This window comes from Candidatus Accumulibacter similis (assembly GCA_013347225.1).
GTDB lineage: Bacteria > Pseudomonadota > Gammaproteobacteria > Burkholderiales > Rhodocyclaceae > Accumulibacter > Accumulibacter similis.
The window spans coordinates 3,175,122-3,189,466 of sequence record CP054595.1 but is presented as its reverse complement, the minus strand read 5'-3'; the positions used below and the strand labels follow the sequence as shown (position 1 = coordinate 3,189,466).

At 65.9% G+C, this 14,345-nt stretch carries 8 protein-coding genes; all 8 read left to right on the top strand.

Features of this window, described 5'->3' with window-relative positions; all coding sequences use genetic code 11:
• Positions 1-121 precede the first annotated feature (121 nt).
• The 8 genes from HT579_13980 (at position 122) to HT579_13945 (ending at position 14,342) form a co-directional block, all read left to right on the top strand.
• Positions 122-1,753, top strand: coding sequence for a methyl-accepting chemotaxis protein (locus HT579_13980; protein ID QKS29924.1), 1,632 nt, complete (start codon positions 122-124; stop codon positions 1,751-1,753).
• 67 nt (positions 1,754-1,820) lie between these two features.
• Positions 1,821-2,612 (top strand): substrate-binding domain-containing protein, encoded by a 792-nt coding sequence (locus HT579_13975; GenBank protein QKS31648.1) that lies wholly within the window; start codon positions 1,821-1,823, stop codon positions 2,610-2,612.
• A 1,409-nt stretch (positions 2,613-4,021) separates the two neighbouring features.
• On the top strand, positions 4,022-7,519 hold the full coding sequence (locus HT579_13970) for a hypothetical protein (GenBank protein ID QKS29923.1): 3,498 nt from the start codon (positions 4,022-4,024) through the stop codon (positions 7,517-7,519).
• A gap of 132 nt (positions 7,520-7,651) precedes the next feature.
• On the top strand, positions 7,652-8,122 hold the full coding sequence (locus tag HT579_13965) for a YbhB/YbcL family Raf kinase inhibitor-like protein (protein QKS29922.1): 471 nt from the start codon (positions 7,652-7,654) through the stop codon (positions 8,120-8,122).
• Positions 8,123-8,485: 363 nt separating this feature from the next.
• Positions 8,486-9,517, top strand: a complete 1,032-nt coding sequence (locus tag HT579_13960) for a methyltransferase domain-containing protein (GenBank protein QKS31647.1) — start codon at positions 8,486-8,488, stop codon at positions 9,515-9,517.
• Between the two features lie 16 nt (positions 9,518-9,533).
• Complete coding sequence (locus HT579_13955; GenBank protein ID QKS27484.1) at positions 9,534-9,680, top strand: hypothetical protein; 147 nt, start codon at positions 9,534-9,536, stop codon at positions 9,678-9,680.
• A gap of 395 nt (positions 9,681-10,075) precedes the next feature.
• Positions 10,076-12,895: a DEAD/DEAH box helicase family protein gene (locus tag HT579_13950; protein ID QKS29921.1), complete on the top strand. Its 2,820-nt coding sequence runs from the start codon at positions 10,076-10,078 to the stop codon at positions 12,893-12,895.
• Positions 12,896-12,977: 82 nt separating this feature from the next.
• Positions 12,978-14,342 carry a restriction endonuclease subunit S gene (locus HT579_13945; GenBank protein QKS29920.1) on the top strand — a complete coding sequence of 455 codons (1,365 nt, stop codon included), beginning with the start codon at positions 12,978-12,980 and terminating at the stop codon, positions 14,340-14,342.
• The last annotated feature ends 3 nt before the right edge of the window (positions 14,343-14,345 follow it).

The following is a 14,345-nucleotide window of genomic DNA, read 5'->3' as shown; positions in this document are numbered from 1 at the left end:
CCTGCAGGTTCTTCATGCCCTACAATGCGCGCTACCGTTGGCTCCACGGCAGCCCACCGCTGCCCGACGAGCTGACGGGGTGCTGCAGATCCGCCCAACCTGTTGCCCCGAGGTCAGCTCAATGTTCAAACACCTTTCCGTCGCCGGGCGGATGACCGTGTCGTTCGCATTCCTGCTGGGCCTGTTGATCATGGTCTCCCTCGCCGCGACGCTGTCGATCCGCGGCCTTGGACGCGACCTCCAGAACGTCGCTGAGCGCGACATGCAGATCCTGCAACGCGCCGGCGTGCTCCAGGTCGCGGTCCTGCAGATCGGCACGGGGATTCGTGACGTCGTCGGACAGGAAAGCCTGAAGGTCCAGAGGGCATCGCTCAAGCTGATCGCGGAGAACCGCAAGGTCGCGGAAACGGCGCAGGCGGACCTGCTCAAGCTGGTCGACTCAGGCAAGGCGGAGGACGCAGCGGCATTGCAGGCGACGGCAAGGGACCTCCCGGTGTTTGTCCAGGAGGTCGCCAAGGGCGCCGAACTGATCGACGTCGCCGATTACGATGGCGCGCGGCGGCACATCCTGGAGGCGATCCGGCCGGTCCAGCTGCGGCTCGATACCGGTATTGCAGAGTTCTTCCGCAGCAAGACGGAGGCTGCGAACGCTACGGCGACGGCCGCCGGGAAGTACGTCGCGTCCACGCAGACGATTCTGCTGGCCCTGACGCTGATCGGTGTCGCCGCGGGCGTCGCGATGGCCTGGTTGATCCTCCGCAGCGTCGTCGTCCCGCTCAGGTCGGCGCTGGAATTTGCGCGCCGGGTCGCTGACGGCGACCTGTCCGGCTCGATCCGTGCCAGCGGCCAGGACGAGGTCGGCACGCTGGTCGTGGCCCTGGAGTCCATGCGCCAGAGCCTGGCCGAACTGATCGGCCGGATTCGCGCCGAGGGCGACCGGGTGTCGCAACTCGCGGTCGACCTGTCGAGCCGGACGGCAGCGGCGACCGAACACGCCAACGTCCAGAATGAACGCATCGTGTCGGTCAGCGCAGCGATGGAGGAGATTTCGGTGTCGGTCAGTGCCGTATCCGAAAACGCCGAGGGCGTCAGCCAGGCGTCGCGCCAGGCGCAGTCCCTGACCCGAGCAGGCAACGAGGTCATGCAGAGCACGTTGCACGAACTCGACTCGTTGCTGGGGGCAGTCGGCCAGTCGGATGCGCTGATCCGCGAATTGGCGTCGTCGGTCGAGAACATTCGTGGCATAGCCCATGTCATCAAGGAGATTGCCGACCAGACCAACCTGCTGGCACTCAACGCGGCCATTGAAGCGGCGCGTGCCGGTGAACAGGGCCGCGGTTTCGCGGTGGTGGCCGACGAGGTCAGGAAGCTGGCCGAGCGCACCGCGATGAGCACGGCCGACATCGCGAGCAAGGTAAGCGAGATCAGTCATCGTACGACCGGCGCGGTGAGCGCGATGGAAAGCGTTCGCGTGGGTATGGAGGCGGACGCGGAACATTCGCGTCAGGTCGGCGAGCAGTTGCGGCAGATCCTGGGTGCCGCCGAGGCGGTGACTTCGCTGGCGAAGCAAATCGCCGATGCGTCGCGCGAGCAGGCCACCGGCAGTCAGCAGGTGGCCCACAACATCGAGGACATCGCTCGGATCTCGGAAGAGACGCGTGATGCCGTCGTCGAGGCGGGGAACTCCGCCACGCGGATGTCGCAGACGGCCGAGACACTGCAGCAACTGGTTGCACGCTTCCGTTTGAGTTGACCCGACCGGGCGGCGGTTGCCGTTCGCCGTGTGTCGGGTCGCCCGTTTTTCCACTGACCGCTGGAGGATTTTCGTGAAACAAGACCTGCTTGCCCTGACCCTTGCCACCGCCGTCGCCGGCCTGATCGCAGCACCTGCGTTTGCCGTCGAACTCATCATTTCGGGCTCGACCACGGTCCAGAAGCGCATCGTCGAGCCAGGTGCCGTGAAGCTGAAGGAAGTCACGGGCATCGACGCCAAGTTCCAGGGTGTCGGAACGGGCAAGGGCATGATGGCGCTCGCCGATGGCAAGGTCACCGTCGCCGCGGCGTCGGAAACACTCGCCGAAGCGATCGATAGCGCCAAGAAGCAGGCGGCCGACGCGGGCGCCACGTTCACCGCTCCGGCCGACCTGAAGTTCTACGAACTGGCCAGGGACTCGATCGTCGTCATCGTCCACAAGGACAACCCAGTCGCCAGCCTGAGCAAGGAGCAACTGAAGGCGATCCACACCGGCAAAGCCAAGAACTGGAAGGACGTCGGCGGACCCGATCTGCCGGTCAAGGTGGTGACCAGTCATGCCGGCAGCGCGACGCGCAACGTCTTTGCTAAACAGATGATGGACGGCGCTGATTACGTCGGCGACGCCGTCGAAGTGCGGACGACCCGAGAGGAGATCAACGAGGTTTCGAAGGACAAGGGAGCGATCGGCGCGGTCAGTGGCGGCTTCTTTGCGCAGAACAGGGGTAATGCGAAGACGGTCAAGGCGCCGCAGATCTCGCGCCCCCTCGGGCTGATCACCAAAGGTGACGCCTCGCCCGACGTGCAAAAAGTCGTCGAGTTCTTCACCAAGGGCCCGGGCAAGGAACTGATCCAGTAAGCAGGCCATTGCGGCAGGTCTGAGCGCCTCGGCCAGGCAAACTGCGCCCTCCGGAGGGGCACTTTTCCGGCGCCTCGGCCCGTACCCCGGGCATGCGTCCGTTCGTGCCCTGCGGGCAAGGTCTGCCGGCACGCCATGCGGTGCGCACGAGTGCGAAGCGGTCGGGGGCCGCAGGGCGTCCCCGCGGCCGCAACTTGTGACGTCCGGAAGGCGATCATCGCCGCCGGTTCCCAGCCGATCGCGCTGCCCTTCATGCCCGACGACCCCGCGCGTCGTCGACTCGACCGGCGCCGTGGAACTGCGGCATCGAGATGGGCTGCGACGCCGCCGACATCGCGCACACCATCCAGCCGCATTCCACCTGGGCGAGTCGCCCGGCATGGCGGCCGAGGTCCATGAGGGCGTCTGCAGCGATCTGCCGGCGGCGAAGAAGAGGCAGGTGGCACGTTCCAGGCAGAGTACTGCGCCTGCGTGCCGTCCGACCCGCGTGCTGGCCTGGGGAGAGCAGATCAGCTCTTCGCAGCGGATTTGCGCAGCGTACGCGCGGCGATCAGCGACGTGCTCGTGGCGTAGCATCGGGCATGGAGACCAGCAGGCAAAGGCTCATTGAACAGCACCGCGAAGAAGTTGTCGCTCTTTGCCGCCGCGCCGGTGTGCGCCGACTCGACGCCTTGGGCTCGGCGATTCGCGTTGATCTCGCCCCTGCCAGCAGCGACGTCGATTTCTTGAGGCCCGCTGTCGTGTCGTCGATATTGCCACTCTCGAAGCGTTCTAGAGCACGCGGGATCATGCCTGTCAATCCCGTCGGCCTGGTCTGCTGGTTGGCAGGACGCTCGTCGCGCCGCACGGCGAAGTGGAGAGACTGGCGCGTCGCCATCGGATCCGCCGCCTGGCGCTGTTCGGTCCTGCGGCACGGGGCAAACGGGGGCCGGACAGTGAATTGACCTGCTGCTGGAATTCGGGCCCGGCAAGGCTGTTTCGCCGTGGGCGGAGCAGAACCCGGAGCGAAGCTCCTGCCGCCGGTTCGGCGGTCGGCGCAGCGACATCGCGCCGACCGGGATCCTGCGGAATCCATACCGCCGACAGCCAATCGAGGTGGAGATGAGGGCGTTGCATGAAGCCGCCTGTTATGGGGACAGTGTGTGCAATTTCCGGTGCTGCCCGTCCAGGCCGGCCAACTTTGCCTCCGCGACGTTCCAGGACGTGAAGTCTGGTTTGCCGTCACCCAGAATCACGCCCTGCCGACGCAACGGCCGCCCGACGCAACCAACCGTGACGTCGTCCGCAGCAGGCGCTTGCCATGTTGCCTATAATGTCGTGCGGGATTTTCGTGGCGGCAGCCGCAATCCCGCATCCTTGCCGGTGCACCTCCATCCATCCTTCCTGCCTGTCCATTCGAGGAATTGACAATGCCCACCAGTTCAGGTGTCCGATCCTACAGCCTGGTCACCGCTCCCGCCTACGGCGTCACAGGAACCGGTCTCGACCAGATCGTTGAATACATCCATCGTGACCCCGGTCTGGCAGGGGCGACCGATGGGAAGGACATCAAGGCGGGCGCCCAGGCAGCCAACAGCTTGAACCAACTGATCGTGCAGGCGGCGAAGGCGACGGGTGCTGCGGCCGACAAGGTGTTCACGGCTGCCGAAGTCAGCGCGATGAACGCCTACCTGCGGAGCAATTTCCAGATGCAATGGACGTTGCTGCACGGCGATGACGAGGCGGGTTCGGAGACCGGTTTTCACCGGGTTCAGGACGATGGTGGAAGCACCCGGTATCGCGGCGAGAAACTGATCGACACGGTAGCCGACGGCCTCTACCACATGGGTTTCGAAATTCGCGATGCTCGTTTCCTCAACGAGGACGGCGATCCGAATGCCTCGGTCGGGCAGGTGGCGGAATGGCTGACGCAGTTCTTCACCGATCACTCGACGAGTGCTACCGGCCTCGACAGGATCACCGACCTGATCATGGCCGATGCCGGACTCGATCGCCGGATCAGCGACGCGCAGATCGCTGCCGGCGCCGATGCGGCCAATGGCCTCAACCTGATGCTGCGTGACGCCCTGTCAGCGACCGGCGTCGCCCGCGATGAGTGGATTTCCGTTCAGGATGTCGTCGCCCTGAACAGGTACCTGCGGGCGGACGCCGGGCGTCTCGCCGACTGGACGCGCCTGCACGGGGACGACGAGAAGTGCCTGGAGACCGGTTTCCACAAGGTTCAGAACGATGGCGCGACGACGACCTTTTTTGGCGAGAACCTGGCGAACACCGTTGCCGACGGCATCTATCACCTCGGCTTCAAGATCCGGGACGGCCATCTCCTCAACGAGGACGGCGATCGCAACGCTTCGCTTTCGGATGTCGCCGACTGGCTCAACTATTTCCTCACGGACGCATCCACTACGGGCACCGGCCTCGACCGCATCGTCGACCTGATCAAGAGCGATCGGGGCCTCGCGCGCCAAACCGAGGCGGGCGACATCAACCAGGGGGCGAAGGCCGCCGACGCGATGAACAAAATCATCGTCGACCTGATCGGTCGAACCGGCGCCCATGCCGACGGCTGGATCACGGTCGAAGAGCTGTCCGAGATCAACCGCCTGCTTCGGGGCAACACGGCCCTGCTCAAGCGCTGGACCGATCTGCACGGCGATGACGAAGGCGATCAGGTGAGCGGCTATCACTTTGTCCAGGGCAATGGCGCCACGACCAACTTCTTCGGCCGCAACCTCGTCGATACCGTTGGCGACGGCATCTACCACCTGGGTTTCGAGATCCGCGACGGTCGCTTCCTGAACGAGGATGGGGATGCCAATGCCTCGCTGTCGGATGTCGCCACCTGGCTCAATTTCTTCTACGGGCAGGCGCCGATCATACTTGGTGACGAGGCAGCCAACACGATCGATGGCGACGAGCGCGGTGAGCAGATCAACGCCGGCGGCGGCAACGACAGCATCTCCGCTGGCGCCGGCAACGATCTCGTCTACGGCGGCTGGGGAAGCGACCGCGTCCGGGGCGGTGACGGCAACGACCTCATCTACGGCGGTTCGGGTAACGACAGCCTGGAGGGTGGCTCTGGTGAAGACATCTTTCGGGTCACCGGATCCGCCGGCTGTGGTCTTGAAGGCTACGACCGCTACGATGGTGGCGCCGGCACGGACCGCATCGTCGCCTACGGCGGCAAGGTCGATATCGGTCTGGCGGCGTTCGGGCCGGCAAACGGTGTCGAGATCGTCGATGCCTCGGGCGCGAGCGGCGCGGTGCGCCTGCTCGGCGACTGGAACGACAACCTGCTCGACTTCAGTGCCACGTCCTTCGTCGGCAAGCTGAGCATCGACGGCGGCGGCGGCCGGGACACGATCATCGGCAGTGCCGGCGACGACCGCATCGACGGCGGCAGTTGGGGTGACCAGACGCTGTCGGGCGGCGAAGGCAACGACGTCCTGCACGGCGGGACGGGCACCGACAGGCTCTCGGGCGGTGGCGGCGGCGACACCTTCCAGGTCACCGGCAACGTCGGCAGCGGTTTCGAAGGCTACGACCGCTACGATGGTGGCGCCGGCACGGACCGCATCGTCGCCTACGGCGGCAAGGTCGATATCGGTCTGGCGGCGTTCGGGCCGGCAAACGGTGTCGAGATCGTCGATGCCTCGGGCGCGAGCGGCGCGGTGCGCCTGCTCGGCGACTGGAACGACAACCTGCTCGACTTCAGTGCCACGTCCTTCGTCGGCAAGCTGAGCATCGACGGCGGCGGCGGCCGGGACACGATCATCGGCAGTGCCGGCGACGACCGCATCGACGGCGGCAGTTGGGGTGACCAGACGCTGTCGGGCGGCGAAGGCAACGACGTCCTGCACGGCGGGACGGGCACCGACAGGCTCTCGGGCGGTGGCGGCGGCGACACCTTCCAGGTCACCGGCAACGTCGGCAGCGGTTTCGAAGGTTACGACCGCTACGATGGTGGCGCCGGCACGGACCGCATCGTCGCCTACGGCGGCAAGGTCGATATCGGTCTGGCGGCGTTCGGGCCGGCAAACGGTGTCGAGATCGTCGATGCCTCGGGCGCGAGCGGCGCGGTGCGCCTGCTCGGCGACTGGAACGACAACCTGCTCGACTTCAGTGCCACGTCCTTCGTCGGCAAGCTGAGCATCGACGGCGGCGGCGGCCGGGACACGATCATCGGCAGTGCCGGCGACGACCGTATCGACGGCGGCAGTTGGGGTGACCAGACGCTGTCGGGCGGCGAAGGCAACGACGTCCTGCGCGGCGGGACAGGCACCGACAGGCTCTCGGGCGGTGGCGGCGGAGACACATTCCAGGTCACCGGCAACGTCGGCAGCGGTTTTGAAGGTTACGACCGCTACGATGGTGGCGCCGGCACGGACCGCATCGTCGCCTACGGCGGCAAGGTCGATATCGGTCTGGCAGCGTTCGCGCCGGCAAACGGTGTCGAGATCGTCGATGCCTCGGGCGCGAGCGGTGCGGTGCGCCTGCTCGGCGACTGGAACGACAACCTGCTCGACTTCAGTGCCACGTCCTTCGTCGGCAAGCTGAGCATCGACGGCGGCGGCGGCCGGGACACGATCGTCGGCACGGCTGCCGGTGATGTGATCTTCGGCGGTCATGGCGCGGACGTTGTCGACGGTCGAGGTGGCAACGACACGATCACCGGCGGCAGTGGGGCGGATACCTTCGTCTTCGGAAGCGCCTGGGGTCGTGATGTCGTCAACGACTTCCAGGACGGGCTCGACCGCCTCGACTTTCGCGGTACGGTTCCTGGCGGTTTCAAGAGCCTGAAGATCGTCGCCACGGACCATGGTGCGTCTATCAGCTGGGCTGGCAACGAGGTGTTGCTGGTGGGAGTCAAGGCCGCCGACGTGGGCGCCGCCGATTTCATCTTCTGATTCCATCGAGCCGGGGCGCATGCGGCGTCGCCATGAACCGGATGGCCGGAAACTGCCGGCGAGCAGTGCATCGGTCGCATCCGCTCTTCCCCGCTACCTTTTTCGGCGACCACTGAATCTGGAGATCACATCATGGACATGAGCATCACCTCGAGTGCATTTGCACACAACGGATCGATTCCGAAACTCCATACCTGCGAGGGCAGGAACGTTTCCCCGCCGCTGGCCTGGAACGGCGTACCGGGGGGAACGAAGAGCCTCGTCCTGATCGTCGACGATCCGGATGCGCCGGATCCGGCTGCGCCGCGCAGGACCTGGGTCCACTGGCTGCTGTACAACCTGCCGGCAAGCACCTCCGGCTTGCCGGAAGCCGTGGAATCGCTCCCTGCCGGGACTCTGGACGGGCTGAACGACTGGCAGCGCGCCGGCTACGGTGGCCCCTGTCCGCCGATCGGACGGCACCGCTACTTCCATAAGCTGTACGCGCTGGACGTCGTACTGCCCGACTTGCAGAGACCGAACAGGAAGAGCCTGGAGCAGGCGATGCAGGGGCATGTTCTGGCAGAAGCACAGTTGGTCGGCACCTATGAGAAGGGGCGTTGATCGGCTTGCGCACGGGCAGCGAGGCGCTCCTTCCGGCGGGTGACGCGGCACCACGCTCGGGCCTTTGCGAGCCAGGGCCAAGAGCTGCTGCAAGGGGTGCTGTTGCCACCTTTCTTGACGAACTCATGGTAGAGGCGCTCGTTGAGCAGGGGCAAATCGCGAGACCGCTGTGACCCTGCGGTCTGGATGATGCGATTCGCGTCGGCGTCGCGTGGCACGTCATCGCCAGAGACTTCGATGAGCCCGGGCATCACGGCAGGGACCACGCGCCTTCTTCAGATTCGGTGCTGATTCGGTGGCAGTACATTAAACTTCAGCGCGCGCCCGGTCCCCGCGCTGCAGGCACACTCACAGGAGAGGATGTTGCACGAACTCGTGAAGGACTATTACGGCAAGCAACTGTCAGGCTCTGCCGACCTGAAGACCTCTGCCTGCTGCGATGCTTCCAGCGTGCCGGCGTGGCTCAGGCCATTGCTGGCAAACATTCAGCCGGAGGTGCTGCAGCGCTATTACGGCTGCGGCCTGGTCAGTCCGCCGCTGCTTGAAAGCTGCCGCGTGCTCGATCTCGGCTGCGGCTCCGGGCGCGATGTCTATACGCTGGCGCAGCTCGTCGGAGCTCGGGGCGAGGTGGTCGGTGTGGACATGACCGAGGAACAGCTTGCCGTCGCCGAGCAGCATCGCGCCTGGCATGCCGAGCGCTTCGGTTTTGCCAATGTGCGTTTTCTGCACGGCTACATCGAGCGCCTCGACGAACTCGATCTGGAACCGGACAGCTTCGACGTCATCGTCTCCAATTGTGTCGTCAACCTGTCGCCCGACAAGGCGGCTGTGCTGCGTGGCGTCCGTCGTCTGCTCAAAGCGGGCGGCGAGTTCTACTTTTCCGACGTCTATGCCGACCGGCGCGTGCCCGAATCCGTCCGGAACGACCCGGTGCTGTACGGCGAATGCCTGGGCGGCGCGCTTTACTGGAACGATTTCCTGCGCCTTGCCCACGCGAGGGGTTTCAATGATCCCCGGCTGGTCGAGGATCGGCCGCTCGCGGTCACCGATCCGGAACTCCTGTCGCGCACGCAGGGGGTGCGATTCTTCTCGGCGACCTATCGGCTGTTCAGACTCGAAGGGCTGGAAAGCGCCTGCGAGGACTACGGTCAGGCGGTGGTCTATCGCGGCACGATCGACGCGCATCCGCACCGCTTTGTTCTGGACAAGCATCACGACATCGGCACGGGAAGGGTGTTCCCCGTCTGCGGCAACACCTGGCGCATGCTGAACGAGACCCGGTTCGCGCCGCATTTCGACTTCATCGGCAACTTTGACCGCCACTTCGGCCTGTTCGAAGGGTGCGGCGGCAACCTGCCCTTTGGCGCAGGCGCCCAGACCGCGGCATGCTGCTGATGCATAGGGACGGTACATGAAATTCAGTGTAGCCAACTGGCTGGCGGCGCCGGACGGCCCGATCCATCTCGTGATGCGCCCGTACTGGCCGAAGACCGAGGCGCCGATCCTGCCCGCGGGTGAAGGGACGGGGAACCCGCCGGCGCCGGTCAAGGCGGACTGAGCGCCGTGCAGCCAGCCAGCGCCTGATTTTCGGCAAGCGCTTACCGGGAAAGGTCCTGGCCCTGTCTTCCTGGCTTGCCGGGCCGGCGTTGGCGGCCCGAAGCCGGAAACGCGCTGTTGGGTGCTTCCGCGTGATGAGCGCGTGCGCTGGCGACGTCGGGAAATTCCCTTCGACCGCGTTGCACGGCGAGGGGCAGATCCGGCCCAGCCTGAAGGCGAAGCTCGGGAAGCTACCTGGCCAGCATCGCGACACGACGCTAGGCGCCGTCGCCGCCGCGGGCGGCGCGAGAGACGGCGCAGGTGTCGGCCAAATCCGCGGGAAACCGCAACCGTCCCCCGCGGCCGGCACTGCCGGCCGTCAGCGCGGCGGGCCGGTGTGTTACGATCACCGGCGTCATGGATTCGCTTCTGGCTGGGGGGGGCGTGGGGCAGGCAGAACAGGATGCACGGCGCCGGATCGACGCGCTGCTCGTCGCCGCCGGTTGGCAGGTCTGCGACGCTTCCGCCGCCGACATTCGCGCGGCGCGCGGGGTGGCGATCCGCGAGTTCCCGCTGGCATCCGGCCACGGCTTCGCCGACTACCTGCTGTACCTCGACGGCAGGGCCGGCGGCGTGATTGAAGCCAAGAAGCAGTGCGCGACGCTCAGCGGCGTCGAGGCCCAATCGGCACGCTACGCACAGGGTCTGCCCGCGGCGCTGCCAGCATGGCGGCGGCCAATGCCTTTCCTCTACGAATCGACCGGGCTGGAAACGCACTTCACCAACGGCCTCGACCCGGAGCCGCGCGCCCGTGGCGTGTTCGCGTTCCACCGACCCGAGACGCTGGCCGAGTTCCTCGACGCTGCCCCGGCGGAAGGCGGCACCCCCAGCGGTGTTGCCGAAGCCCCGGCGGGCTACGACCTCGGCACCTTCCGCGCCCGCGTCCGCGCCATGCCCGAACTCGTCACCGAGTGGTCCGACTGCAAACTCTGGCCGGCGCAGATCACCGCCATCCGCAACCTGGAGAAGAGCCTCGCGCAGAACAAGCCGCGCGCGCTGATCCAGATGGCGACAGGCTCCGGCAAGACCTTCACCGCCATCAGCTTCATCTACCGGCTGATCAAGTTCGCGGGCGCGCGGCGCGTGCTGTTCCTGGTGGACCGCGGCAACCTTGGCCGGCAGACCAAGAAGGAGTTCGACCAGTACGTCTCGCCCGTCAACAACTACAAGTTCGGCGAGGAGTTCATCGTCCAGCACCTCACCAGCAACAACCTCGACAAGACCGCCCGTGTCTGCATCAGCACGATCCAGCGCATGTTCTCGATGCTCAAGGGCCGCGAGCTCCCGGAAGAAGCCGACGAGGAATCCACCGAGCGCGTGGAAAGCCTGTTCAAGGAACCGGAGCCCATCGACTACAACCCCGCGTTCCCGATCGAGACCTTCGACGTCATCGTCACCGACGAGGCGCACCGCTCCATCTACAACCTGTGGCGCCAGGTGCTGGAGTACTTCGACGCCTCGCTGATCGGCCTGACCGCCACGCCCAACAAGCAGACCTTCGGCTTCTTCAACCAGAACCTGGTCATGGAGTACGGCCACCCGCAGGCAGTGGCCGACGGCGTGAACGTCAACTACGACGTCTACCGCATCAGGACCGAGGTCACCGAGGCCGGCAGCAAGGTGGAGGCCGGCTACTGGCTGCAGGTGCTGGACAAGCCCACTCGCGCCCGGCGCGACTGGCAGCTGGACGACGACTTCGAGTACGCGCCCGAGGAGCTGGACCGCAGCGTGCAGACGCCCGACCAGATCCGCACCATCGCCCGCACGCTGCGCGACCGCTGGCAGACCGACCTTTTTCCGCAGCGGCAGGAACTGCCCAAGACGCTGGTCTTCGCCAGGGACGACAACCACGCCGAGGCCATCGTCGGCATCCTGCGCGAGGAGTGGGGCCGCGGCAACGAGTTCGCGCAGAAGATCACCTACCGCACCACCGGCGACACGCCCGAGAACCTGATCAAGGCCTTCCGCACCAGCTACTACCCGCGCATTGCCGTCACGGTGGACATGATCGCCACCGGTACCGACATCAAGCCGGTGGAGATCGTGGTCTTCATGCGCAGCGTGAAGAGCCGCAGCTTCTTCGAGCAGATGAAGGGCCGCGGCGTACGCGTCATCAGGGACGATGACCTGCGCGGCGTGAACCCCGGCGAGCACGTGCACAAGGACCACTTCGTCATCGTCGACTGCGTGGGCGTGTGCGAGCGCGACAAGACCGACAGCCGGCCGATGGACCAGAAGAAGAGCGTGCCGCTGGCGGCGCTGCTGCAGGCCGTGAGCCTGGGCAACGTGGAGCCCGAGGTGCTCTCCAGCGTGGCCGTGCGCCTGGCGCGGCTGGACGCGCAGCTCAGCGACGCCGAGCGCGCCAGGGTGGTGAGCGAAGCCGGCGGGCTGGGCCTGAAGGAACTCTCGCGCGGCATCGTGCAGGCGCTGGACCCGCGCGAGGACCGCTCGCCGCAGGAGACCGAGGCCGCGCTGCGTCATGCCGTCGAGTCGCTCTCCAACCCCGCGCTGCGCACGCTGATCCTGACGCTGAAGCAGCAGAAGGAGCTGGTGATCGACACCGTCACCCAGGACCGCGTGCTCGAAGCCGGCTTCTCCGAGGCCGCGCGCGAGCGCGCGCAGGGCATCGTGCAGAGCTTCGAAGCCTTCATTGAGCTTCATCGCGACGAGATCACCGCGCTGCAGATCCTCTACAAGCGCCCCACCAAGGCGCCGCTGAAGTTCGAAGACCTGCAGGCGCTGGCCGATACGCTGCAGGCCCCGCCGCACCTGTGGACCGAAAGCCAGCTCTGGCAGGCCTATGCCGCGCTGGACCAGAGCACGGGAGAGGGGAAAGTGCGGGGCGCGAGCCGCCGCCGCATCCTGACCGACCTCGTCTCACTGGTGCGCTACGCCATGCACCAGGAGAACGAGCTGGTGCCGTACCCGGAACGGGTGGCCGCCAACTTCAGGGCCTGGCTGGCGCAACAGCAAGCGGCGGGCAAAGCCTTCACCGACGAGCAGCGCTGGTGGCTGGAGAAGATGGCCGAGCACATCGCCGGCAACCTCGGCATCGAGGCCGAGGATTTCGGCTATGCGCCGTTCGACCAGCGTGGCGGGCTGGGGCGGGTGCATCAGCTCTTCGGGGCGAAGTTGCCGCGAGTGATCGATGAGTTGAATCGGGAGTGCGCCGCATGAGCTACCCGGCGAGGGGCTCCGGCTTGCCAGGGATCGACGGCAAACCGAATGCGAGCGAGCCCAGAGGGCTGGTGACGTACCCATGGCGCTGACCGTATCAGTGGACGAGATCGTCCACGGCAGCCGCAACTCGCTGCTGGGTGTTCGCCCGCACTGGAAGCGCATCCGCCTGCGCGAGATCGCTTCCGTGTTGAATGGCGGCGCCTTTAAGTCCACGCAATTCACCAAAGGCGACGGCGTGCCCTTGATCCGCATTCGCGACGTCGGCAGCGACGTGACCGATACGAACTACGTTGGTGAGTTTGACGAGCGATACATCGTCGAGCCAGGTGACCTGTTAATTGGCATGGACGGTGACTTCAACTGCGCCCGTTGGCGTGGTCCGCGAGGGTTGCTGAATCAGCGGGTCTGCAAGGTCACACTGCACGGCGACCAGTACCACCCGCGCTACCTGGATTTCGCGCTCCCGGGCTACTTGAAGGCGATCAACGACGCGACATCGTCGGTGACAGTCAAGCATCTCTCCTCGCGTACGGTCGAGGACATTCCGCTACCGTTCCCGTCGCTGCACGAGCAGGACGAGATCGTCGCCGAACTCGAAAAGCAGTTCTCCCGCCTCGATGAAGCCGTCGCCAACCTCAAGCGGGTCAAGGCCAACCTCAAGCGTCAAGCCGCCGCGATCCTTTCGGCTGCGATAGGCGGGGAACTACTCGAGCGCACCGTTCTCCCGGCCAACACGGAGCGACCGGAGTTCGCACCGGCCATCGACTTGCCCTCCGGTTGGTCGTGGGCGTCTACCGCGGAGGTTTGCGAAGTCGTTGCCAGTGGTTCCACGCCGAAGCCAGAAGAGATGGCGAGCGGAGCCGGCGAGGTTCCGTTCATCAAGGTCTACAACCTCGGTTTCGACGGGTCGCTGGACTTCACCTTGAAGCCCACGTTCATCCGCCGAGCGATCCATGACGGACAACTTGCCCGCTCACGTTGCCTGGCGGGCGATGTGCTGATGAACATCGTCGGCCCGCCGCTCGGGAAGGTGTCGCTCGTCCCCGATTCCTTCCCGGAATGGAACATCAATCAGGCCATAGTGACCTTCCGAGTCGGCCCACGCATCCTGAACCACCTGCTCGCGTACTGGCTGATGGCCCCGCCTGTCCAGCGCCGGATCGAGAGAACTTCCAAAGCAACGGCAGGCCAGTTCAATGTCCAGGTCTCAACCTGCCGCAAGCTTGTCTTGCCTCTTCCGCCACTCGGTGAACAGGCACGCATCGTTGCCGAAGTCGACCGCCGCCTCTCCATCGTCCGCGAGGTCGAGGCCGAGGTCGACGCGAACCTCAAGCGCGCGCAGGCGCTGCGGCAGGCGGTGCTGACGCGCGCGTTTTCGGGTGCGCCGCCGGATGGCAGTGGAACAACAGGCCCACGAGCGATGGCGACTGCGGGCGCCGCCTAGAAT

Excerpts from the sequence above, each read along its gene's own strand:
- HT579_13980 (QKS29924.1), top strand. The coding sequence starts at position 122 with ATGTTCAAACACCTTTCCGTCGCCGGGCGGATGACCGTGTCGTTCGCA.
- HT579_13970 (QKS29923.1), top strand. The coding sequence starts at position 4,022 with ATGCCCACCAGTTCAGGTGTCCGATCCTACAGCCTGGTCACCGCTCCC.
- HT579_13965 (QKS29922.1), top strand. The coding sequence starts at position 7,652 with ATGGACATGAGCATCACCTCGAGTGCATTTGCACACAACGGATCGATT.
- HT579_13955 (QKS27484.1), top strand. The coding sequence starts at position 9,534 with ATGAAATTCAGTGTAGCCAACTGGCTGGCGGCGCCGGACGGCCCGATC.
- HT579_13950 (QKS29921.1), top strand. The coding sequence starts at position 10,076 with ATGGATTCGCTTCTGGCTGGGGGGGGCGTGGGGCAGGCAGAACAGGAT.
- HT579_13945 (QKS29920.1), top strand. The coding sequence starts at position 12,978 with ATGGCGCTGACCGTATCAGTGGACGAGATCGTCCACGGCAGCCGCAAC.